28 protein-coding genes and 2 pseudogenes are annotated in these 23,070 nt (G+C 37.6%); 20 read left to right on the plus strand and 10 right to left on the minus strand.

The window, feature by feature from the left end; genetic code table 11:
- Nucleotides 1–11: 11 nt before the first annotated feature.
- From DMO16_RS21965 to DMO16_RS22005, 9 genes are all read left to right on the plus strand, one after another.
- Nucleotides 12–866: a hypothetical protein gene (locus DMO16_RS21965; protein WP_129480044.1), complete on the plus strand. Its 855-nt coding sequence runs from the start codon at nt 12–14 to the stop codon at nt 864–866.
- Between the two features lie 209 nt (nt 867–1,075).
- The gene (locus DMO16_RS21970) at nt 1,076–1,324 is read left to right on the plus strand and encodes a hypothetical protein (protein ID WP_129480045.1); all 249 of its coding nucleotides are present in this window, start codon (nt 1,076–1,078) and stop codon (nt 1,322–1,324) included.
- 24 nt (nt 1,325–1,348) lie between these two features.
- Nucleotides 1,349–2,518: a MobP2 family relaxase gene (gene mobP2, locus DMO16_RS21975; protein WP_129480459.1), complete on the plus strand. Its 1,170-nt coding sequence runs from the start codon at nt 1,349–1,351 to the stop codon at nt 2,516–2,518.
- A 14-nt stretch (nt 2,519–2,532) separates the two neighbouring features.
- On the plus strand, nt 2,533–2,976 hold the full coding sequence (locus DMO16_RS21980; RefSeq protein WP_241840628.1) for a hypothetical protein: 444 nt from the start codon (nt 2,533–2,535) through the stop codon (nt 2,974–2,976).
- Nucleotides 2,973–3,242: a hypothetical protein gene (locus DMO16_RS21985; protein WP_129480047.1), complete on the plus strand. Its 270-nt coding sequence runs from the start codon at nt 2,973–2,975 to the stop codon at nt 3,240–3,242. The genes DMO16_RS21980 and DMO16_RS21985 overlap by 4 nt, the downstream gene beginning before the upstream one ends.
- Nucleotides 3,243–3,271: 29 nt before the next feature.
- On the plus strand, nt 3,272–4,807 hold the full coding sequence (locus DMO16_RS21990; protein WP_129480048.1) for an ImmA/IrrE family metallo-endopeptidase: 1,536 nt from the start codon (nt 3,272–3,274) through the stop codon (nt 4,805–4,807).
- Between the two features lie 19 nt (nt 4,808–4,826).
- Nucleotides 4,827–5,627 carry a hypothetical protein gene (locus DMO16_RS21995; RefSeq protein ID WP_129480049.1) on the plus strand — a complete coding sequence of 267 codons (801 nt, stop codon included), beginning with the start codon at nt 4,827–4,829 and terminating at the stop codon, nt 5,625–5,627.
- A gap of 88 nt (nt 5,628–5,715) precedes the next feature.
- Nucleotides 5,716–6,711: a toprim domain-containing protein gene (locus DMO16_RS22000; protein WP_129480050.1), complete on the plus strand. Its 996-nt coding sequence runs from the start codon at nt 5,716–5,718 to the stop codon at nt 6,709–6,711.
- Between the two features lie 538 nt (nt 6,712–7,249).
- Nucleotides 7,250–7,492: a hypothetical protein gene (locus DMO16_RS22005; RefSeq protein ID WP_129480051.1), complete on the plus strand. Its 243-nt coding sequence runs from the start codon at nt 7,250–7,252 to the stop codon at nt 7,490–7,492.
- 17 nt (nt 7,493–7,509) lie between these two features.
- On the opposite strand, the gene DMO16_RS22010 is transcribed toward DMO16_RS22005, so the two are convergent.
- The gene (locus DMO16_RS22010; protein ID WP_425590047.1) at nt 7,510–7,848 is read right to left on the minus strand and encodes a YolD-like family protein; all 339 of its coding nucleotides are present in this window, start codon (nt 7,846–7,848) and stop codon (nt 7,510–7,512) included.
- A gap of 179 nt (nt 7,849–8,027) precedes the next feature.
- On the opposite strand from DMO16_RS22010, the gene DMO16_RS22015 reads away from it, so the two are divergent.
- The gene (locus DMO16_RS22015) at nt 8,028–8,210 is read left to right on the plus strand and encodes a hypothetical protein (RefSeq protein ID WP_129480052.1); all 183 of its coding nucleotides are present in this window, start codon (nt 8,028–8,030) and stop codon (nt 8,208–8,210) included.
- 3 nt (nt 8,211–8,213) lie between these two features.
- On the plus strand, nt 8,214–8,624 hold the full coding sequence (locus DMO16_RS22020) for a type II toxin-antitoxin system PemK/MazF family toxin (protein ID WP_129480053.1): 411 nt from the start codon (nt 8,214–8,216) through the stop codon (nt 8,622–8,624).
- Nucleotides 8,625–8,982: 358 nt separating this feature from the next.
- On the opposite strand, the gene DMO16_RS24690 is transcribed toward DMO16_RS22020, so the two are convergent.
- Nucleotides 8,983–9,201, minus strand: coding sequence for a hypothetical protein (locus tag DMO16_RS24690; protein WP_206738151.1), 219 nt, complete (start codon nt 9,199–9,201; stop codon nt 8,983–8,985).
- Nucleotides 9,202–9,899: 698 nt separating this feature from the next.
- Here DMO16_RS24690 and DMO16_RS22030 point away from each other — a divergent pair.
- Both DMO16_RS22030 and DMO16_RS22035 read left to right on the plus strand, forming a co-directional pair.
- A complete protein-coding gene (locus DMO16_RS22030; protein ID WP_129480054.1) occupies nt 9,900–10,889 on the plus strand; it encodes a hypothetical protein in 990 nt (329 codons plus the stop codon).
- Nucleotides 10,890–11,055: 166 nt separating this feature from the next.
- Complete coding sequence (locus DMO16_RS22035) at nt 11,056–11,616, plus strand: YdhK family protein (protein WP_206738152.1); 561 nt, start codon at nt 11,056–11,058, stop codon at nt 11,614–11,616.
- Nucleotides 11,617–11,664: 48 nt separating this feature from the next.
- On the opposite strand, the gene DMO16_RS22040 is transcribed toward DMO16_RS22035, so the two are convergent.
- The 3 genes and pseudogenes from DMO16_RS22040 to DMO16_RS25475 form a co-directional block, all read right to left on the minus strand.
- Complete coding sequence (locus DMO16_RS22040) at nt 11,665–12,237, minus strand: class I SAM-dependent methyltransferase (RefSeq protein ID WP_129480055.1); 573 nt, start codon at nt 12,235–12,237, stop codon at nt 11,665–11,667.
- A 483-nt stretch (nt 12,238–12,720) separates the two neighbouring features.
- A complete protein-coding gene (locus DMO16_RS22045; RefSeq protein ID WP_425590048.1) occupies nt 12,721–12,879 on the minus strand; it encodes a DUF302 domain-containing protein in 159 nt (52 codons plus the stop codon).
- Between the two features lie 82 nt (nt 12,880–12,961).
- Nucleotides 12,962–13,240, minus strand: a pseudogene (locus DMO16_RS25475) (four-helix bundle copper-binding protein).
- A gap of 243 nt (nt 13,241–13,483) precedes the next feature.
- On the opposite strand from DMO16_RS25475, the gene DMO16_RS22055 reads away from it, so the two are divergent.
- Nucleotides 13,484–13,978 carry a PCYCGC motif-containing (lipo)protein gene (locus DMO16_RS22055; RefSeq protein ID WP_129480056.1) on the plus strand — a complete coding sequence of 165 codons (495 nt, stop codon included), beginning with the start codon at nt 13,484–13,486 and terminating at the stop codon, nt 13,976–13,978.
- 67 nt (nt 13,979–14,045) lie between these two features.
- On the opposite strand, the gene DMO16_RS22060 is transcribed toward DMO16_RS22055, so the two are convergent.
- A complete protein-coding gene (locus DMO16_RS22060) occupies nt 14,046–15,014 on the minus strand; it encodes an FTR1 family iron permease (protein ID WP_129480057.1) in 969 nt (322 codons plus the stop codon).
- Between the two features lie 406 nt (nt 15,015–15,420).
- Here DMO16_RS22060 and DMO16_RS22065 point away from each other — a divergent pair, with 406 nt between their 5' ends.
- Nucleotides 15,421–15,585, plus strand: coding sequence for a recombinase family protein (locus DMO16_RS22065; RefSeq protein ID WP_164988991.1), 165 nt, complete (start codon nt 15,421–15,423; stop codon nt 15,583–15,585).
- Between the two features lie 383 nt (nt 15,586–15,968).
- Nucleotides 15,969–16,532 carry a YdhK family protein gene (locus DMO16_RS22070; RefSeq protein ID WP_129480463.1) on the plus strand — a complete coding sequence of 188 codons (564 nt, stop codon included), beginning with the start codon at nt 15,969–15,971 and terminating at the stop codon, nt 16,530–16,532.
- Between the two features lie 46 nt (nt 16,533–16,578).
- On the opposite strand, the gene DMO16_RS22075 is transcribed toward DMO16_RS22070, so the two are convergent.
- Entirely contained in the window at nt 16,579–18,435 is a 1,857-nt protein-coding gene (locus DMO16_RS22075; RefSeq protein WP_425590080.1) for a copper-translocating P-type ATPase, read from the minus strand.
- 344 nt (nt 18,436–18,779) lie between these two features.
- Between DMO16_RS22075 and DMO16_RS22080 the strand changes: the two genes are divergently transcribed.
- Both DMO16_RS22080 and DMO16_RS22085 read left to right on the plus strand, forming a co-directional pair.
- Nucleotides 18,780–19,466, plus strand: a complete 687-nt coding sequence (locus tag DMO16_RS22080) for a response regulator transcription factor (RefSeq protein WP_241840630.1) — start codon at nt 18,780–18,782, stop codon at nt 19,464–19,466.
- 6 nt (nt 19,467–19,472) lie between these two features.
- Nucleotides 19,473–20,546, plus strand: coding sequence for an ATP-binding protein (locus tag DMO16_RS22085; RefSeq protein ID WP_241840631.1), 1,074 nt, complete (start codon nt 19,473–19,475; stop codon nt 20,544–20,546).
- Nucleotides 20,547–20,584: 38 nt separating this feature from the next.
- Here DMO16_RS22085 and DMO16_RS22090 read toward each other — a convergent pair whose 3' ends face one another.
- Nucleotides 20,585–20,971 (minus strand): DUF302 domain-containing protein, encoded by a 387-nt coding sequence (locus DMO16_RS22090; protein ID WP_129480059.1) that lies wholly within the window; start codon nt 20,969–20,971, stop codon nt 20,585–20,587.
- Between the two features lie 12 nt (nt 20,972–20,983).
- Complete coding sequence (locus DMO16_RS22095) at nt 20,984–21,313, minus strand: four-helix bundle copper-binding protein (protein WP_129480060.1); 330 nt, start codon at nt 21,311–21,313, stop codon at nt 20,984–20,986.
- 192 nt (nt 21,314–21,505) lie between these two features.
- Here DMO16_RS22095 and DMO16_RS22100 point away from each other — a divergent pair, with 192 nt between their 5' ends.
- The gene (locus tag DMO16_RS22100; RefSeq protein ID WP_129480061.1) at nt 21,506–22,006 is read left to right on the plus strand and encodes a PCYCGC motif-containing (lipo)protein; all 501 of its coding nucleotides are present in this window, start codon (nt 21,506–21,508) and stop codon (nt 22,004–22,006) included.
- 48 nt (nt 22,007–22,054) lie between these two features.
- On the opposite strand, the pseudogene DMO16_RS25480 reads toward DMO16_RS22100, so the two are convergent.
- A pseudogene (locus tag DMO16_RS25480) lies at nt 22,055–22,186 on the minus strand (multicopper oxidase domain-containing protein); the annotation flags it as partial.
- A 353-nt stretch (nt 22,187–22,539) separates the two neighbouring features.
- On the opposite strand from DMO16_RS25480, the gene DMO16_RS25485 reads away from it, so the two are divergent.
- Complete coding sequence (locus DMO16_RS25485) at nt 22,540–23,046, plus strand: cytochrome c biogenesis CcdA family protein (RefSeq protein WP_129480062.1); 507 nt, start codon at nt 22,540–22,542, stop codon at nt 23,044–23,046.
- Nucleotides 23,047–23,070 lie beyond the last annotated feature (24 nt).

Raw genomic sequence — 23,070 nt, forward strand, 5'->3', positions numbered from 1 at the left:
TTGAAGATGATATGTTAAAGAAGGATCGAGTCAACTTAAAAAGAAATTCATCGGTTTTCTTTATGGGATTCTTGGCAATATCCATGCTTGGATTTATGTTCTTTTTATCTTCAAATTTCCTTATGGAAGGAAAAATACCCATTTTAAATACTGCGTTAGCAAAAGAAGAGTCTGTCTCAGGTAATGGATTAATTACCATAGATTCGTGGGTTTACGATAAAAAAAATAACGAAATGGAGGTTACGCTCATCACTAAAGATCTCAAAACTATTGATGAAGACATCAGGTTTGAGGCATTCCAGAGAAATGGAGAAACATCAGCTATAGAAACGAGAAAGGTATTCGAGGAAGATGGTATTTATGTATTAAAACTCTTCGGATTATCCAAAGAGTTTCAACAAGTGGCATTAGATGTCATAAAAGTGACTCAGAATGAGCTTGTGAATGAGGAAGAAATAAAGAAAGAGAATCAAGAAAATAAAGAGATTTTATCAACACTTTATAGTGATCAGCGAAAGGTAAAACATCAATCAATCAAGGTTAAAACCAATGATGAATATGCCATGTATTTAGCAGATGTATTGATTGCACAAACGGAAAAAGAAATGGAAGAAACTGAAAACTTAGAAAGAAAAGAGCAAAAGAAACAAAATGAGTTAGAACATGCAATTGCGTCCAATCAAGATGAAATGATTTATGAAACGTCAGAAGAAAGGGCTGAAACAGAAAGCATTATCAATGGTTACAAAATGAAAATAGAAGATTCTAAACAACTGGTGGCAGATTTGAATGCCAAAAAAGAGGTTTTAAAAGATAAGAAAGAAAAGCTTGAATTAAGAAAAAGAGAATTAGATTTATCCATTTAATAAAGCTAGTGTTCAGACCTATTTCAGCCCACTAGATGGAAAAGTAAGACCCATATCAGCCCACCTGAATAATTTAGATGTACCCATGAAAACACTAGGCTTTGCCTAGTTCCACAACGTAGTTGGGGACAGTTTTCCCTTATGCTCTTCTTCTCTAATCGATGCAGCTCTCGGACACAGTGTAGAGGAACAAAAAAGGAGCCGAATTAATGGAAATAAAAATAAGAAACATCGATCCAATAGCTTTGAAAAAAATTGATGAGACGGCCAAGAAAAAATCAATCTCAAGACAAGAATATCTCAAATCAGTTATAGAAAAAACAGCTTATGATCCAGAAGCAAATGAGCAAATCAAACATTTGGAACTGATTATTGAAAAGAACGCGTATGTGATGGAAGAAGCGACAAAATCGATTAATAGATTGGAAAACTTATTAGCTGAACTACTAGAAGAATAAAGGGGGTGGAGTATAGTGGAGGCTATGGTATCGACAAGTAAAGAAGCAAGTGTAATTGTTAAATCGCGATTTGTTTTACCGGGTTCACAAGCGTTTAAAAATTATATCGATTATGTAGATAGGGATAAAGCCAAACGCGAGAGTACTAACGAAAACAATCTTGATTTTATGAACTATCAGGATTATATGGGAAACCAACATAAGACAACATCTCTTTTTACTAACCAATTCGATTCGTTGAATGAAGAACAAAAAGCGAAATTGAAACGAACGTTTTCCATAGCTCAAAAAAACGAATCCATTCTTTGGCAAGATGTGATCAGTTTTGATAATAAATGGCTAGAAGAACATGGGGTATACCATTCAAAAAGCCATTCAATTGATGAAAAGAAACTAAAAGAAGTTGCACGTCTTTCATTGAATGAAATGTTAAAAAGAGAAGGGTTAGATAAATCTTCTGTCTGGTCTGGCGCAATCCATTACAACACGGATAACATCCATATTCATATCGCAACGGTAGAACCTTCGCCAACCAGAGAAAGAGGTAAAAGGAAGTTAAAATCAATTGAATCAATGAAGTCAAAAGTAATTAACAATATCATGGACAGATCGGCTGACTTAAAAATTATTAATGATCTAATAAGAAATCAATTGGTTCATTCAAAGAAAAATGACAATACACTATCGTTTAAAAATCGAAAGTTGAAAACAGACTTTTTGGAGATTTATCATTCTCTTCCGAAGGACCATAAACAATGGTCTTATGGATATAATTCATTAGACAATGTAAGACCTCTAATCGATAAGCTGTCCAGGGATTATATTGAAAAACACCATAAAGAGGATTACCAAAAGCTGATCAATAAACTTGATAAAGAAACTGAAGTACTAAAGAAGACGTACGGAGCCAGTGATAATAAAAGGTATGCAGACTATAAAAAAAATAAGGTGGATGAGTTATACAAAAGAATGGGAAATGCTTTTCTGCAAGAAATGAAAAAGTATGATAAAGATCTAAAATCAAACCCAAACCTTCTTTTAACACAGCCAACTAAACGCCAAATATTAAAGGATAACCTGGGATTCAGACAACTAAAATATGGAATAGACCGGATGCTAAACAGTGAGTATAAAAATTGGAAAAATCAAATGGCGTATGAACAGCTTCAACAACAAATTAATAGGGAAAGGTGATGGGTCTCATGCCAGTGGATGAAAGAAATCGGTTTAGGGTGACACTCGAAGATGAAGTTATGGATTACATGGAAGAGATTAAAGAGGAACAGAACTTTAAGTATAATGGTGAAGCCATCACCTATTTAGTGAATGAACATAAACGGCTGAAAAAAAACCAGTGGTCGCTCAATTATGTTGCTGAAGTAGTGAGTCAAAACCTGCATCAATCGTTAAAAGATGAATTGACCCGGATTCGATTAGGTACGAATAACACCGATCGAAACACCCAGATTATGATCGAGTTGTTGAACGGGATCATGATTAATGATTCAGTAGATGACATCCTAACTACTGATCAAATGGAAGCTAAAGGTTTAATGACAGCCAAAACTACGATACAGGAACGAATTGAAAACAAAAGACAAAAACGAGTGGAATGGGAGAACCATCGCAAAAATAAGGAGGACATATTATGAGTTTCCAGTTAGCTCTGGTAAAAGAGGTTGGAGATACAGATGTTGTGTTAGCTGTAGGCAATCAAGAATTTATCGTACCTTTAAAGCCCGAAGAGGCTAACGGTTTACACCAGGTATTACTGAATAGAGATGACGTCTTAGTGCCATTCAATGTAGAAGATAACAGATTAGAAATAGAAAGTACGGAGTATTGGTTTGAATCAAATGTAGAAGAATTATTGGGAAATGATGAAGTCGAGTTGGATGATGAAGGAAAGGTATTGTAATTATCAAACCAAGGGACGGTGACAAAACTATGGCCAATAAGAATTACAAATCCAAAACCTTTGAGGAAAAGCAGCAAGAGATCAAGGATTTAACCAATGTCCTTCATGATAAGGTCGATTCTTACTTTGAAACTCCTTCACAACTAAAAGAATATCTGGAATACAAATCTAGGTTTTATCAGTATTCCAGCCGAAATATGGCGCTAATTGATCATCAGTTTCCCGGAGCTCTCGCCGTTGGAAATTTTGGATTTTGGAAAAAACACGGCTTTACAGTAAATAAAGGCGAAAAGGGTATTAAGATCCTTAAACCAAGTCCATTTAACTATTTTAGACGGAATGGCAGAGACGAAAAGATTCCAATTGCGAAAGCAACAGCTGAAGAGAAACAAAAGATTCGAAACAAAGAAATTCCCGTTTATACAGATCGATACTACTCGCTTACTTACGTTTTTGACGTGTCGCAGACCAATGCTACGGCGAAAGACCTGCCGGAAATTTTTCCCAATAGATGGCTGGAAGGCAAGGTCGATAACTACTCGCTGGTCTATCAGTCGTTAGAAAAGGTAGCTGATAAATATGGTATTAATATCGTGGATCCGTATGAAGAACTGGGAGCTGCAAAAGGAGTTAGTTATACCCAGCTGAAGGAAGTAGCGTTAAATCCCAGGAACAGTGAATTACAAAATGTAAAAACTTTAATCCATGAATTAGCTCATGCTACATTGCATACGGAAGAAACAAGATCGAATTACAACCATCACGAAAAAGAATTTCAAGCAGAACTAACAGCATTTACTGTGGCTTCTTATCTGGGATTGGACACAAGTGAATACAGTTTAGGTTATATTAGCCACTTTTCAAAAGACGAGACTAAATTCGATGATAAGATCCGCTTGCTGGATGAAGTCGTAAAAACTTCTCATGCCTTTATTGAAGTCATTGAAGAAGATCTGGTGGAAAACCGCAAAGCTAGCTCTAAAGACCGTAATGAACCTATGGCTTTAATTGAGTGGTCAGAGGCAGAAGGACTTCAACCTAAAACAGTGCTAAGTCTGAAGAAAATGAACGATTATTTACTAGCAGTAAACCGTGAATTAAGAACAGTTACTCATGAAATGATGGAAATTGAAACCAAGTATACAGTGACTGATGCAGAAGGTAATCGGTATGAACCGAAGCCATTTGTCATGTCCAAAGATGAAGATGATCAGCCCTTTTCCTCCCTGTTGGAGCAACTACAGATTCAAGAGCCCGATCTATATAGAAAAATGGCTGAAAATTTTGAAAGTAAAAGCACTCTAGAGAATAAATTCATGAATTACCAATTGTCCTTACGCAAGGAGAATGCAGGAGACCTTAATGAAGAAACCGTCCTGAAACGCTTAGATTTTGAGAATGACTACTATGAAAGTAAAAGTAACCTGCTGAAAACTGGTGCTGTATCTAGTGAGGAAGTAAGGAACTTAGAAGAAAAAGTAAAGGATTCTATTCGAAATGAAAGACAACCGGTAAAACAAACAAATCAGAAAGCTATTCATCATGAGGAAGGATTAAGAAGGTGAAGAAAGGAGAGGGCATACCATGGAAAATGGCAAAAGTAAATCTGAACATATTGTTTCTCTAAACCTGACCCATGATGAAGAGATGATCGGGTACTTTGACATGTTGGATGTTGATAGTGGAAAAACTTATAGCCTGCCTATTTGGGACGGGGGAAATCGGGATAACCTTTATATTTCTCCTCTTGATCCGAAGGTGGATCTGCATGTAAGAGATGTTACCTACCTAAGTGATGTCTTGGGTTCTGATGTTTATAACAGGATTCAGCATGCTTATGATACATCTGAATTGGACTCGTTCATTTTACATGAGGATGATTTAAAACATGGTAAATCAGAATTGATTGAGAATGCACGGTTTGCGAATTGGGTTGAGCGTAGTGAAAATAGTTTACATTCATTCACCGATAAAGAAATGGAACTGTACCAAGAAATGCAGGACAAAGGTTATCCCCCCATCACTGCTTTAGAAATAATGAAAAGCACAAAGGATCATCAATTTACCTTAGATGAAGCAGAGAAAATTATTAAGAGGTACGTGGATCAAAGGAATGAAGACGGCCTCTTGGTTCTGTCCAAAACGGATAATCAGCAAACGCAGCAATACCAATTACTTTCGGCAAATAAAGATCATGAAAGTGGCACGCTGCAAATGAAGTATATGGATCGGAATAATGCAGGCTTTACATTCAAGACGTTCTCTTACAGCAAGGAGTCTGGGGTGGTTTCAGAGTATGAAACCAACATGATAAGGGATCGGGGCAACATACTTTCTCCAAATAGGACAATGATTAAAGAAATAAACATTCAAGAAATGAAATAAGAATCGGTACAAAGTATTAATGAGAAAACAACGACTCATATTACCCATGAAGAAGGATTAGAACGCTAATCACTCAGGAGGTGGGAAGATGACTCTTCGTGTAACGTCTGATGAAATTTCAAGAGCCAGGGAGATCCATTTGATCGACTATCTAGAAGCAAAAGGTGAACCCATTAAGTCAGAAGGTGCTCGTCAAAGGTTTTATCGCCACCAGGAACATGACTCGCTTGTTTTTAAAGATAATATGTATTACTGGAATAGTAGGCAAGAAAAAGGAGTAGGAGCTATCTCATTTGCGATGATGTATTATGACATGACCTTCCCAGAAGCTGTTACCGACATTAATGGAGGAGAGTATAAAGACCGTTCGTTAGAAAAAGGGGAGTTAAGAAAAGAAACAGTTGATGAACCCTTTAGCTACCCTGACTTCTTAGAAGTGAAAGACCATACCTCTGTAAAAAACTATTTCATAGTGCAACGAAAAATTGATCCTAGGATTGTAGATTGGTTGTTTAAAAAAGACCTTTTAGCTCAAGATACGAAGCAAAATGCCGTCTTTAAATGGCGTGAAAATGGCGGGAAGGGAAAAATTGTTGGAGCTGATCGCCAAGGGACCATAAAAATGCAGAATAAACGGGGAACGTTTAAACAAATCATGCCTAACGGCAAGGAACACGGTGGATTTACAATTGATGTAGGAAGGCCGGATAAGATTATTGCATTTGAAAGCCCCATTGATATGCTTTCTTATTGGTCGATCAAGGGGAGAGGATTGCAGGATGCCCGGTTGGTAAGTATGAACGGTCTTAAACCTAAAACCATTACACAAAGTCATTTGGAAGCTACGGAAGAAGGATATAAAATCACAAAGTGGGTGCTTGCCGTTGATAATGATTCTGGTGGATTGGAGTTTGTAGAAAAGATGAAGGCCATGGTCAAAGAAGACTTACTAGAAGTTGATATACCTGTAGAAGCTGGACAAGATTGGAATGATGAACGGAGAGGCCAAGTTCTGAAACCAGATTATTTTCATGAGCGATATGTAACAGGTAATTTAATAAACAAAGGAGCTCTAGAACGTTAATCCCAAGACCAGAAAGTGAATTTTTTAACTACAATCCATTATTTAAGAACACACAAAACCACGCCCACATTTTCATACAAAGGTGGGCGTGATCAATCAAGAAACCTACTTTATTTTCGCAGCTTTTTAATAACTAGGACTACGAGTTACCTCTTATAGCATACAAAATCATGCTATCATAAGCACCTTGCAAGTTCTTGATTTACAAGCAACTGATGTTTCACCAAAAGGTAATGGACAGGTTCTACAGAAGAATTTAAAAACGATCGTATCAGGGTCATTAACATAGTGAGTAACGGTGTTTTAACGGATACTGGAACAACTGTTAGTACAGGTGGCTCTGGATCCTTTCCAATTAATATTACATTCCACCCATCAGGTGATTTTGAATTCGTACCTAATGCAGGAAGTAATGATATTGCGGTATTTAATACTACAAATCCAGCCCTACCGGTTTTGGTAAATAATGTTGCAACCCATGTGAACCCGCAAACTGTAGTTGTGTCGAGAGATGGTACAAAGGTTTATGTGTTATCAGATGGTTTTGTTAACATATATAATTTTTCACCTGTTTGCACCATTTTTAACGCCAGTAGGATCATTTGCCCATGGGTTAGGTGTCACAGGTGATTTTTTTGGTGTTGACCAGATGGCACTTGATGCCACTCAAAGTAAACTTTTTATATCCTTAGGTGGAATTTTGGCTGTATTAACTGCCAGTGGTACACCATTGGGTACCATTCCTGGGGTTTACGCTAACGAAGGCATTTCAACCTGTTAAATAAATATCCAATGAATTTAATTTACCTTTACGTCAATTAATTCTACCTGTTTAATTTTATGTATTTCATTGTGATAATCCACTACCCTGAATTCCCGGTTATAAGTATCCACAAAGTGCACTTTCCCAATCAATAAATGAAAGTCGTCGTTTTTAAAATACGTAAAGCATAAATACAAATCTTCTGCCATTGCTTCATAAATGGTCTCTTCCATCAGTTGAAGTTGCTGCTCATCCAGTTCTGGTTTCATTTTTTTACTTTGTTCCCAGTCAAATTCCCTTAATTGTTTAACATGCTCCGGCAGCATCATTGCTGTCCATTTTATACTACCTCTGTCTCTGATCAAATTGGCCACCTCCTTTAGATTATAATATAACCGAACAAACGTTCCTGTAAACCGTATGATTTTATCCTATATTGCAATTTATTGTCATAAGGCACAATTAAATTATTGTAAAATTGTGTTATTGTGTTACCTTTGAATAGAATGAGATTAGACACTGATATTTAAAACGAACAAACGGAGGGATATACATGACTAACGAGGAAGAAAAATTAAAAGCCAAGTTAAATGCTCAATTAGATCGTATTAATAAGCAGCATGATACCATCCGAAAATTAAAAGGGGATGGAGATCCCTATAAACACCTGGATAAGAAAGATACGGTGACAGTGTACACAAACGATAAAAAAGCTATGAAATTCTGGGAAGAATAACCCATGGAGAACGAAAAGTCAGTTCTCCCCATGGGTGCTCTTTGCAAAGCAAAACTTGAATTTAAACATGTGGAAACCGGTGAATCGGTCCAATCATCTCCACGACCTCTTCTAATTGTTCGAGATCTTGAAGATGGAGCAGTTCAAATTGCCACCATTACTTCTAGAATAGAAAAAAGACACGTAGCAGAATTTGGGCACGTCCTGGAAGATTCTTTAGAATACGGATTAACCAAGAAATCTGCAGTTCTTTGCTCTCCTTATAATATTGGTTATTTATCCAGAGAGAACCTTTCAGAGCCATTTGGAAAAGTACCGTTAACTGAAATGGTGAAGGTATTTGATAAAATAGAACAAGTGAATAAAAAGGAACTTAATTTACATATGAAGTTAGTCAGTGAACTTGAAAGGTGATGATTTGAGCGTTCCTGTAAAGAGCCGTTTGAACTACCTTACTAAATTCAATTGAGGTGGCTGTAACTATGAACAGTACACAGCAAAGGGCAAATAAAAAAAGGATCGTTAGGGGCATATTTAAAATTCTTATATGCCTGACTTTGTTGGCTTTTGTGGGATTCGTCATTTTTCTTTTAGCCAGACATTTTACAGACATGCTCTTACTCCTGCTGTTATTGTTTAGTGTAGTGGTTGTAATTATCATTTTTTGGAGAGTCTTGTTCTGGATCACTGGAGCCATAGCAGTTGTTGTTATTATCTTTGTAGGAATTGCGCTATTAGGTTACATTGGGAGCTTATTACATTAATGAAAGGGCTAGAAAAAAAGAGCTGCTATTCGTTTGTATGGCGAATGGCCAGCTCTCTTTTCGTTAATTTTAACAAAAGCCTGAGACGCATTTGTTCTAACTTTTGTAATCCCCTTTAATAGATTGCGTTCTGAATTGCCTTCATCAATTACTGTATGATGAATATTGCAGTTTACAGTTAAACCATTAATTGCAATTACTCTATGAATCAATTGACCATTCACCATTACTTGTTCAGGATGGGTATTATAAATAAATTTTGCTCCTGTTTAAGACAGGTTCTTTTTAAATTATTGCTTATTGACTTGAATAGTTCAATTCCTTTATAAAGTGGTGGTGCAACGGATAGCACGTAAGATTCCGGTTCTTGAGATGTGGGTTCGATTCCTGCCGAGGGCGTACCAATTTTCGTAATATTTACCTAACCTCTACGCATTATATAGCGTGGGGGTATTTTTTTATGTCGATTTTTTTGCGATGCTTTTCTTTTGAAAATACCACGAAAAGTACCACGCAGTACAAACCGTTCTTTGCGAAATAGCAAAGGAGGGTTCTCCATTAAACGAAGAAATTCCATTACCAACGCTCAAACGAAGCGAGCACTCGAAGCAATATCCAAAGAAGTGAAACAAATACTTTTCATAAAGCATCTACCGAATTTTTAAAACATTGTCGCATCAAGGGGCTCTTTCCGAAACGGTTAAGTTTTACGAAAAGGAGTTAAAACAAAATGCCCGGGGACTAGCAGAAACGGACGCTCCCATATCAAATGTGTCCAAGTTAAAAAACGTTCATATCGAAAATTTTATTGAGTATCAGCAGCGATTAGGAAGAGTTAGTTCAAAACCTGTAGCGGGTATTGTGGTAATATATAGAAATGGGTTAGAGGATGGAACAGGATTTGTATGAAGTTAGGGGAGATTAAATGGGAAAGATTAGATATTATCAAGCGTACTTATCTATTGCGGCAGAAGGACCACTTTACTCAAAAGAAATTGAAAGTCATACTCGCGGTATTCGGCAGAGGGCATTTTCCAATTTAGAATTTACAAAATCTGATGTTGATTTTTTTGAGGAATATTGGAGAGAAAATTGGTATGCATCAGGCAAAGAAAAATGGCATAAAAGATTGGATAACCCCACTATGGTTGATGTTAGGAATGCAATCTTTGAAATTGGTGCCTGGTTCTCACAATATACTAAAGAAGATGATTGGGTCGGCGGAGGCATTACAATTTCATTTGCGGGTCATGGTGAATATGATACGGGTTCACTAGTATTAAAAGATGGAGTAATTACCTATAAAGATTTATTTGAACTATTATCAGCAATTTCATTATCTGGGGCATTGCGTTATCACTTACTTTTAGATTCTTGTTATTCTGGTCGTTTTTTAATTGACTTCCTTTATGAATCGCTTAATGAAGAAAGTAAATTAATACCTGATTACTTAGGGGCGGCATCTATGTATGACGAAACGGCAGTTGAGGAAACTTCTCTTGGGCACGGTGTTTATACTTACTGTTTTTCAGTTCGGCAGGAAGAATTTGCTGGATATGCGGCAAGAGCTATACAGCCTGATAATTCTTATGGTCCTTCAGTGGGTTTTGCTGGTGGCCCATACGGTGTTTCTTTAATGACATTTGGTATGCAAAACCCACTTACATTTGATCAGTATGATTTTGAGTTATGCGGAGAAACTGTAGCTGTTTTCCGAGATAGCAATTACACTGAATTAATAGATAAGGCTGAAGTAATGTATAACCTAGAGACAGTTCGCGATCAATTCAAGCGAAATATAAATAGGATTAGTAAAGGAAACAATATTTTTCGGACAAAACATTTAACTAATGAAGAATTGAAGCAAAGTTTAGAGGAGCAAATCGCTCTTCAAGAAAAATTTAAGAACAAATAAACGATCAATTGGTTACGTGCTATTTGCTCCGGTCTTCTAAAAGTCTAATTCCTGTAAATTTCACACGTGCATTTTAGAGCAACCTCCCTAATAAATTATAGTCAGGGATGTGTTTTATAGGAGGAGAGCCCATTCTTTTTGTGTTTATGGAAGGAGGAAATCAGCAATGAAAATTAAAAATAGCTTATTTGTAACAACAGTACTTGCTCTTACACTTACCTTAGGTGCATGCTCAAATAATGATGGGCACGGAAGTATGAATCATGATATGAATCAAATGAATCATGAAGGCATGAACCATTCCAGTTCAGGTGAAGTTCCGAAAGGTTTAAAAGAAGCGAAGAATCCAAAATATAAAGTTGGAAGCCAGGCTATTATTACGGCGAGTCACATGCCAGGAATGAATGGGGCTAAAGCAAAAATTGTGGGTGCCTATGATACAACAGCCTATGCGGTAACTTATACTCCGACAACAGGGGGAAAACGCGTTAAAAATCACAAGTGGGTGATTCAAGAGGAAATTCAGAATGCAGGCAATAAGACGTTAAAACCTGGAACAAAAATAAAACTTAATGCGGACCATATGAAAGGCATGAAAGGAGCTTCGGCCGTGATTGATTCGGCTGAAACAACCATAGTATATATGGTTGACTACACCACAACGACTGGTGGAGAAAAAGTTAAGAATCACAAATGGGTAACAGAAAGCGAACTACAACCTGAATAGAACGGATAAGAGAGAGTCCCCTTCAAAAGGGGTTCTCTCTTTTTAGTATTACGCTTTTTGTGCCACAAAGATATAGAGGAAGTCCACTGGGAATACTTTTTTAATGATTTTAAACCCTCCATCTGCCAACGATTTTTCCATCTCTGAAGATGGTATCCGAATATCTAATGGTGGCCCTAAACGACTCTCTATCTTTTCCCAATCGAAGCACAGGAGATAAGCTCCTGTCTTCATTACTCGTTTGATTTCGCTCATCCCTTCTGAAAGAGGATCAACTGCGTGTAATACCAATGAGGCAATGACAATATCGATTGTCGAATCAGATAGTGGGAGGTTTTGTACCTTTCCTTCTAACAATTGAATATTGGATATACCTTGCTCTTTAATATGGGAATGAATTACCTCTAATAAACCAGTATCGATATCCAGTGCATAAACCGACCCGTTAGTTAATTTAGAAGCGGGAATGGAAAAGTATCCTGTACCTGCTCCAAGGTCTAATACTTCATCGTTGTTCTTGAACGGAAGCAACCCAAGTAATTTTTCTGGAGGTAACAATTTTCTTCTTTCTGGTGTATCTAATAATTCCTTGTTATCAGGATTAAATCGCCTTTCATCCATGAAGCCTCCTCCTCACTTAAATCATTCTAGATGAGATATTCCCCTTAACCGATCCAAAACCTTTTTACCACATAAAAAAGCAGGAATTTCTTCAACGAAATTCACTGCTTATTTGTGTATCAGACTTTTAACACCTTTGCATTTATAGCAACAATGATGGTACTCAACGACATAAGAACAGCACTAACAGCAGGGGCCCACCAAAGAATCACGGAGACATAACTAAAATCGTAGTGTAATGAAAAGGATCCAAAACCGCTATTTAAATTCCTCGACCATATGGCCATGGTGATTGGAATGATCGTGGTTATGGTGTTCTGAGTGAGTAGTTTTTGTTTCGCTGTGATGATGATGTTCATGATGATTCAAGGTATCCACTCCTTTCCAAGCTCTTGTATGATATTATTCTTTCATTATTTTCTAATCTGATTCCATTGTAGATTGAAGTTATAGGCAGAAAGTAACCAACTAATTGGTTTAGATTCATAACGATCTAGCGTCTTCTTGTGGATTACAAACTTCTAATACTCGATAGGGTTTGTTGTAATCCTTTACACCTTTTTCTTGCAATTTAGCAGGGAGATCCAACTGCCAAAGGACGTCAAACTTTTCTTCTTTTAAATTCTTTTCTAAAGATGCCACAGCTTCATCAATTGATTTGTTTGTGGTTATTGTATAGAAACATTAAATCAACTCCATCTGAAATTTGGTTAGACTAATCTTTTTAGCTAACCATTTTACGGCACACTTCTGCACAGCGAAGGCATGCTTCCGCACACTTCTGACAGTGGTTGTGATCATGTTTTTTACACTCGTTTCCGCAGGCTTCACAAATTTGGGCCAGAGGCTGCAAATCTCTTGAGCAAAAGGGCTGTTTCTTGACATGGCATCCGCAGTATAACCAGATATCTGCACATTCCCGATCCAGACGGATACAGTCTGCCATCATTTTTACGTCGTCTTCACCAAAACAAGCGTTAAAACAATGATTACAAACCTTCATACATGATAGACATTCTTCAATACACTCTTGAAACTGTTCGTGTGATATGGTCCATTTCTCCTTAATAGTATTAAAGCTCAGTGCTTATTTTACCTATAAAACAAAGGAATAAACGTGTTTAAAAAACATTGTGTAACTTCACAAACTTCTACATATTTGTCTGTTATGATGAAATAATTATGTGTTTATCGCGATGTTTTTACAAAGATACATTGTTTTTGGGAGAGGAGAGTTAACGACTTAATGAAAGGGAGACTTTTAATTATACCCCTTGTTATGTCTTTTCTTATTGCTTGTTCCAATCAAGAACAGCAAGCGAGTCAAGGGAGTCATCAAGAACATGAACAATCTCAGACTCAAAATACTGGAGATATTAGGGAGGAAAAAGCGAATGTTGAGTCACTTCCTAGATTTTTTGTGAAGCAACCAAAAGAAATACAGGTTATATATCAAGCAGCTGCTAATCATAAAGAGTTGTTGGAAAAGATCCCTTGCTACTGTAGATGTGGAGAATCGATAAATCATAAAAATAACTATGATTGCTTTGTCCATGAGAATAAAGAAGATGGTGCAGTGACTTGGGATGATCATGGAACCAAATGTGATGTGTGTTTGAAAATTGCTGCTCAATCTGTAAAGGATTTTGACCAAGGAATGTCCATAAAAGAAATTAGAGAAAAGGTGGACAAGACCTATCAAAAAGGGGATGCCAATCCCACTCCAATACCCGAAATATAAAGGCTACAGATTCACATTAAAAAGAGCATACCATTGGGTATGCTCTTTACCTGTAATTTCTTCGTTTTTACATGTCAGTTATTAATTTTTGTTTTACCGCTTTTCGTTTTGTAAAATATCGAGCAGCGAAGTAAGAACCCAATACATATACCACCGCTAGTGCTTGAAAGGCTAATGTTTCAACTGTTGGGAAAATACAGAACCAAACGCCTGCCCATTCAGGAATGTAGATGTTTAGGGTGGTTGTACTCATCCAACCAGCCAGTTGCATTTCTTGTACGGTTTCACCGACCATAACGGCTAAAACGACTACTAAAAGACCGCCTGTATAAACCAACATTTTTTTATGTGGAAGACGGCGTTGTGCTAAGAAGGTAAGTACACCAACGATCATTGTTAACGCGAGTCCAATTAATGCACCTTGGAGTATGACCTCGGACCCTACCTTAAGTCGTAAATTTTGAAGAAAGAGGACAATCTCAAAACCTTCTCGATATATTGAAGTAAGACCTAATATGAAAAGTGACCAAAACGTTGTTGTTTGCACATTTTCACCGCTATTTGAGGTGATTTGTTGTTTCTTTCGATTGTGGAGACTGATCCAACCTGTCCAATAAATCTTATGAAAGAACCAATTCATAATGATTAGCAGAACAATTACCGCAAGGACACCCGTGAACGCCTGAATATTTAACTCTGAAGCATTTACTGATGAAATAATGGCTACCACAATAAACCAAGTTGCGAGTGTGGCTAAAAATGAGACACCTGCTCCAATCGAAATAGGCTTCCAAATCGTTTCCTTTTTTTGACGAACTAACCCTGAAATGATGGCCGATAAGACCAAAATGGCCTCTAAGCCTTCTCTAAAAACAAGAATAGAAGTATTGATTATAGCAGCTCCTGGTGAGATGTTTTTAGCTGTGGGGTCAGGATTACCTTGGAAATGTACTCCCTGCCATACAATCACACCTATAACTACAAGTAATGCAACAGTAAAAAGAAAGGTTTTGAGATTAAAGATTTTCCTATACATGAAGGACACTCCTTATATGTAACGATAATGATAATCTATATCAATTATAAAGTGTACCCAAGTTTCATGAACACGTCAAGGTCATACAGGTTAACAAAGGCCTGGAAAACAGTGGTATTCAAAGGTTCATGAACCTTACAGTTCACAATAAATACACCAAAAATAATAAAACCCCGCTCAATAGAGTCAGGGTTTTCTATGTAAGAATTATTTTAGAAAGTGTTCCAATCTGTCTTCAAAACTGGATAGGGTGCGTTACTCTAAGAACTTCAGCTGACATTACAGGCGGCTTTTCTTATTGAGATACAGGACAGGTTAGTTGAAGAAGGAAATAAACTTTTAAAAGGAAAATATTTGGAACTTAGACCTATTAAGGACCTTATGCTTTTCAAAGAGGATGATGGTTATGAAGAAACAGAAGAAGATTGGCGACATGCTTTATGAAAAAGGGATTATTCCAAAAAGGAAAGAAAGTAAAAACTTTGGTGCCTCTTCTATCTTCCGAATACTCACTTCAGAAATTTATATTGGACTGTATGTATATAACAAGCGTAAAGGAAAGAAAGTGTGAGGAGAGAAAACGGCTTCTGGTAAAGCAAAGGTAACCCAGATGATTCGCGATGAACAAGATTGGATCCGTGTACATAAGAACATTCTCTTCTATACATTGACTTTTTAATATAAAAAAAATTCTTAAGAAGGAGACATCTAATGGACACACCAATGATTGCCTTTCTTCACATTCCTAAAACAATTGGCACTAGACCAGATATTACTCCCGAATTGTTTATTATTTGACTGGACAACTATTCTCACTAAATAAATTGGAAATGTTTAAAAAAGATCTATTTCTTCACAACTTCTTCATAACTTTTATGTATAATTGCATGAAGTTACGGTGAAAGATAAAAATGGATTAGTAAGATAAAGTCTAGGAGGGTGCACAACATGAGAATGAAAAACAACATCTTTGCCACTTCATTACTGGCATTATCGCTTACGTTGGCAGCTTGTTCAAATGACAGTGGCGATAAAAATATGGACAAACATGAAATGAAAGATGGAGGCATGAATCATGAAGGCATGAAGCATTCAGGTTCAGGCGAAGTACCAAAAGACCTAAAGAAAGCAGAAAACCCTAAATATCAAGTAGGAAGCCAAGCAATTATTAAGGCGGATCACATGGAAGGTATGGACGGAGCAAAAGCAAAAATTGTAGGTGCTTTTGATACTACGGCTTATGTGGTTACTTATACACCAACAACAGGTGGAAAGCCCGTGAAAAATCATAAGTGGGTCATTCACGAGGAAATTCAGAATGCAGGAAACAAAGAACTAAAACAAGGCGATAAAGTCAAATTGAATGCGGACCATATGAAAGGAATGAAAGGAGCTTCGGCCGTTATCGAATCGTCTGAAAAGACAACGGTCTATATGGTCGACTATACACCTACAACAGGTGGCGAAAAAGTCAAAAATCATAAATGGGTAACCGAAAGCGAGCTTCAACCTGAATAAGAGCAAAAAAACGGAAATTTCATCTTAATGAAATTTCCGTTTTTTTTTATGCTTTTAACAATTTTGCATTGATAGCAACGATGATTGTACTTAATGACATCAATACGGCACCGACCGCGGGGGATAAAACAATACCAAGTGGAAATAAAATGCCTGCTGCCAAAGGGATGGCGATGATATTATATCCAGCTGCCCACCATAGATTCTGGATCATCTTTCTGTAAGTTGCTTTAGATAGCTGTACTACATTTACCACATCCAGAGGATTGCTCTTTACAAGGACAACATCTGCTGTTTCTACGGCCACATCGGTTCCAGCACCGATGGCGATTCCTAAATCAGCCTTTGCAAGGGCAGGAGCGTCATTTACACCATCGCCTGTCATAGCCACTTTCTGTCCCTTTGCTTTAATCTCATCGATACGGTCTGACTTTTGATGTGGAAGCACTTCAGCATAGATTTGATCTATACCGAGTTGGTTGCCTACATAGTTTGCTACTTGACGATTGTCACCTGTAATCATGATTGATTCTATGCCCATTTCTTTCAAAGAACGCACAGCGTCCTTAGCAGTATCGCGTACAATATCGGCTAATCCAATCATTCCGCCTAACTGGTTATCAATAATGACAAACACAACGGTCTTTCCTTGGCTTGCCCTAGTTTTAAATAGATCTTGGTCATAATGGATGTTGTTTTGTTGCATATAACCAGGACTGACGACCATGACCTCTTGGTTATCGACCATCGCTTTTAACCCTGCTCCAGTCATGGATTGAAAATCACTCACCTTTTTCAGTGATAATCCTCGCTTCTTTCCTTCTTTAACGATGCCGAGGGCAATTGGATGTTCTGATTGGGACTCAACAGAGGCCGCGATGGAAAGTACTTCATTTTCATCCATTCCATTGGTTACAGAAAGATCGGTCACCCCAAATTTCCCTTCTGTTAATGTACCTGTTTTATCAAATACTACCGCGTTGATATCTTTTGCGCCTTCAAACTGCGTTCTGTCCCGAATCAGTAACCCCTTTTTGGCCGACAAGGCAGTGGAAACGGCAATCACTAATGGAACAGCGAGCCCTAATGCATGAGGGCAAGAAATGACCATTACAGTAACCATTCGTTCCAGGCCGTAGGAGAAGGAATAACCTAATAGTAACCAGACGAGTAAGGTCAATAAGCCAGCAACAAGAGCGATATAGAAAAGCCATTTAGCTGCTCGATTGGACAAGTCCTGGGTTTTTGATTTGGATTCTTGGGCTTCTTTTACCAAAGTGATCACTTGGGACAAGTAAGTATCATCCCCTGTTTTTTGAACGGTAATGGTTAGGGAGCCTTCTCCGTTGATCGAACCTCCGATGACTTCGTCACGCGTCTTTTTATGGACAGGAACCGATTCTCCTGTAAGCATCGATTCGTTAATGGTAGAGGATCCCTCAATGATCTCTCCATCGACTGGAATCTTTTCACCTGGTTTTACAAGAAGTCTATCGCCATTAGATATATCTTCTAATGAAACATCCGTTGTCGAGCCGTCTTCTTGTATAAGATGGGCCTCAGTTGGCATCAACTTGACCAATTCCTCAAGTGCCCGTGAAGCCCCCATTACTGACCTCATTTCAATCCAATGACCTAAAAGCATAATATCAATCAGAGTGGCCAGTTCCCAGAAAAAGTTACTTTCACTCAAACCAAATACAGATAAAGAACTATACACATAGGCTACAACAATCGCCAGGGCGATTAAGGTCATCATACCAGGTGCCCTATTTTTCAATTCCTGAACGGCACCCGTAAGAAACGGCCATCCACCGTAGAAAAAGATAAGCGTGGAAAGGAAAAACAAAATGTAAAGGTCGTAGGAAAAACGCCAGTTTACATTTAAAAACATTTGAATCATCGGAGACAAAATAAGAATAGGTATTGTAATTAGGATGGAAATCCAAAACCGTTTTTTAAAGTCTTCCACCATATGGCCGTGATGTTGGGAGTGATCATGATTGCTATGTTTATTTTTTTCATGCTCATGATGGTGCTCGTGATGATGTTCATGGTTATGTCCATGGTGGTTCACAAATAGTCCTCCTTTTTAGATCGTTCCTGGTATTATTCTTCCATTCTTTTGCAGGTTAAATTCAATTGTAACCAGAGGTTGTGAAGAACTTATGAAAATGGGGAAAACAAGTTTACGATAAAAATTTTCATGTATAATAAGCCAAAAAGGTAAAATGAGGAGAGATTGATTTGGCTAAAACAATATTAATTATCGATGATGAAGAAAAGATACTAGAGGTAATCTCAACTTATTTGAGTAAGGATGGATATAAAACGATAGAAGCATCAACAGGCCAAGAAGCGTTACGTCATATGAAAAATAGTCACATTGATTTTGTCATTTTGGATTTGATGTTACCAGATATGAGTGGAGAAGAGGTTTGTACTTCTATTCGTCAGGAGGCTGCCGTTCCCATTATGATGCTCACCGCAAAAGTGAAGGAAAATGAAAGGATAAACGGTTTGTCTTTGGGAGCTGATGATTACATGCTCAAACCGTTTAGCCCTAAAGAATTGGTGATGCGAGTAAAAGCAATTCTGAGACGTGTTAACGACAATGATCTGCTTGCCGATCAAATTTCTTATGCTGGCGGAGAGTTAACCATTGATGCGAATTCTCAAGAAGTGTTTGTCATGCAATCGCCAGTAAACTTAACAAAGATAGAATATAAAACCTTATTGGTCTTTGCAAGACACCCTAACCGTACGTTCTCAAGGGAAGAACTCGTAGAAAAAGTACTGGGTTTTAATTATGAAGGAGAACCTCGAACCATTGATCAACATATCAAAAACCTTCGGCATAAGATTGAAACCAATCCCAAGCAGCCAAAATACATTCAAACGGTATTTGGTGTTGGCTACAAATTTAAGGGGTGAGGCCATATGAAAATGAGAGGGTTACACGCTCGCCTTACCCTTATTTTTATCCTTGCAGCCACTCTAATTTTTACTTTGGCGAGCTTGGTTATCCTGTTGGAAGTTCACTATCACTTTAAGATGTTCCAAATGGATGCCCCCAATTTCCGTGCCATTCAACCTCTTACCCTGCATTTTGAAAGAGCTGTTTTAGGATCTATTTTTTGGACAGCGGTTGGTGTTTTTTTATTGGTGTGTTTCCTTAGTTACATCGTTGCCAAAAAGTTAGCAAGGCCGCTTGTGAAGATGAGAAAGGCAGCTGAAGAAATGGCAAAGGGAGATCTTAAGACGCGTGTGGTAACCCAGGGACATGATGAGCTGCAAGAGTTGGGACATTCTCTAAATGAGTTGGCTTCCCAGCTTGAAAAACAGGAAACAGCTCGTCAAAACATGACCAGCGATATTGCCCATGAATTGCGGACCCCTTTGGCCACGCTTAAAAGTCATATAGAAGCCATCGAAGATGGTATATTCCAAGCAACTCCAGAACGCCTACATTCCTTCGGGGAAGAAATCGAACGTCTGATTTCATTAGTGGAGGACCTGGAACAATTAACAACGTTTGAGGCACCTGGCTTTGTTTTAGATAAGGAGCAAGAGGATCTAGGTAATTTGATCCAGCAAAGTATAAACACCATTAAAGAATCCTATGTGCAAAAGGGAGTGATACTTTCATCTTCCAATACTGACCTCCAATTGCCATTGGATAAAAAACGGATGATGCAGGTTTTTATCAATTTACTCTCAAATGCACTAAAATTTACGCCAGCAGGTGGAACCGTGACCGTGGCTACGAAGAAATTAGATTCAAAGGCTCAAATTATCATTACAGATACAGGGATTGGAATTTCAGATGAGGATGCTCAAAAAGTGTTCGAACGGTTTTACAGAACGGAGAAATCCAGGAACCGAAGGTATGGTGGAAGCGGTATAGGGCTTGCCATAGCTAAACAGTTGGTTGAGGCTCATGAAGGGCGTATTTGGATTGAGAGCGTTCCAGAGAAAGGGACGGCTGTATATATTACATTACCTTTATCTTAGAAAAAACCTCCACTGTTAGTAGCAGCGGAGGTTCTTCTTTACTTGCTTTTATCTAAAACTTTGATAAGCGTGGATTCGATATTCTTAGCAATGCTTTTCAATTCTTCATCTTCAATAAAATCAACCATCATGGTCGGCTTAGGAAGCCCAATCTTGGTTTTCCCGTCACTTTCATAAACGGTGATTTTACAGGGAAGAAAATACCCGACTAATTCATTTAGGTTTAATACTCTGGCTGCTTCTTTCGGATTGCAAACTTCCAGTACACGATAAGGCGTGGTATAATCCTCCACCCCTTTTTCCTGCAATTTTGCAGGAAGGTCCAGCTGCCAAAGCACACCGAATTTTTCTTCTTTCAAGTTTTTTTCTAATGTGTTCACGGCTTCATCAATGGTTTGGTTTGTATCTACGGTATAGTGAAACATAGCTCGCTCCTTTTAACTTACCATTTTACGGCAAACCTCAGCACATCGGAGGCATGCTTCGGCACATTGTTGACAATGGTCGTGGTCATGTTTTTTACATTCATTGCCGCACGCTTCGCAAATTTCAGCACATAGCTGGCAGATTTGTGAGGCAAACGGGCTGTTTCTGGACATCGCATCTGCCGCATAGGCACAGATATCTGCACATTCGCGGTCCAAACGGATGCATTCCGCCATCATTTTTACATCCTCTTCCTGCAAACAGGAATTAAAGCAATGGTTACATACTTGCATACAAGATAGGCATTCCTCGATACATTCTTTAAATTGCTCGTGGGACATGGTCAATTCCTCCTTGTTTTTTGAGAAGTTCAGGGCTTGTTTATCCTCAAATTTGCGGTGATAAACGCATTTGAAAAAATTAATGAAACTTCATAACTTCTACATAAGTATCCCTTAGTATGAAATTATCTATGTGTGTTTTCTGGTATAGTAGGGGGATTAGGACACTTCATAAAGGTGGTAATTAAGCGAATGAAACGAACGTCATTGATATCTCTTGTTTTAATCGTATCGTTATCTTTATTAGTAGCTTGTTCGAATGAAAAGGAAAAGCCAAGTGCAACTTCAGAGCAACATAGTCAACATGCATCAACTGGTGCAGGAGATATTCGAGAGGAAACAGGAAAAGTAGATGTTTTACCCACTTTTTTAACGGATAAACCGAAAGAAATCCAAGTGATTTATCAGGCGGCTGCTAAAAATAAAGAGTTGCTGGAAAAAATTCCGTGTTATTGTGGTTGCGGTGAATCAGTTAACCATAAAAACAATTACGACTGTTTTGTACATGAGAATAAAAATGGGGGATCCATTGTATGGGACGATCATGGAACCAAATGCGATGTATGTTTGCAAATTGCGGCTCAGTCGATGAAAGATTTTAACGAGGGTATGTCCTTAAAGGAAATCAGGAAAAAGATTGATAACTTGTATCAAGAAGGGTATGCAAAACCTACTCCCACTCCTAAAATCTAAAAAAGAGCTGACAAATCTCTGTCAGCTCTTCTTCTGTTTATTAGTTGTTCATGTATTTGACGGTGGTAAACATCCCGCCTTCTTTTTGACCTTCTCCTGCTGTATGATGTGGCAAGTGGCAAGTGGCAAGTGGCAATGCAATGGCCAAGTTCCTGTGTTGTCTGCCGTAAATGCAATATTAGTTCATTCTATTGATGGAATCTTTCATGACTTCATAAGACATTGGACCGATATATTTGTTGCGAATGATCCCCTTTGAATCTATAAAGTAAGAAGTGGGAATAGTTAATGGTTTATATATACTACTCACAAATCCCCCCTAAAAGTTTTTTTTATTTGTATTTTAAAAATAAAGAGATTTTTTGAAGATGGCGTTTATATAAACGTTAAATGTACTAAACTGCATAAATTCTTCACATTTATAATATATGGTTTTTTCAGGGGGAAAACCATGTACGATTTTTTCAATTTATTCAGTCGTGTTTATAATGAACCTTTAACTAATATGTTTTATCAGGCTCAAGGTATGGCCTTTGTTAGCTACTTTAATTTTAGGTATGATTGGAGCTATTGCTCCTTGTCAGTTAACCGGAAATATAAGCGCCATAATGTATTATGGTAATAGGTCTTTACAGCAATCTATTGCATGGCTCGAAAATGTCGCCTATATACTAGGCAAGATTCTGGTTTTTAGTCTATTAGGTATCATCGTTTGGAGTTTAGGGGAGACATTTCAAACAAAAATGACTATAGTCTTTCCTATTATCCGAAAAACACTTGGTCCTTTATTAATACTTATAGGTTTTTATATGTTGGGAATCCTAAAAATTAAATGGACAATTAAAATGATTAATTTAGAGAATCTAATGAAAAAGAAAGTGATTTGGAATGCTTTTTTATTAGGCTGCAGCTTTTCGATTATGTCCGACTATGTTCTCTTTGTTTTTTATTTTACTAATGCCCTTAGTTTTTTTCACTTCATATGGAGCCGCCGTCCTACCAGGTATTTTTGCCATAGGGATGGCAATTCCTTTTCTTAGTTTTATAGGGCTAATCGGTTATTT

It is taken from the genome of Fictibacillus sp. S7 (assembly GCF_004127935.1).
GTDB classification, from domain to species: Bacteria; Bacillota; Bacilli; order Bacillales; family Fictibacillaceae; genus Fictibacillus_C; species Fictibacillus_C enclensis.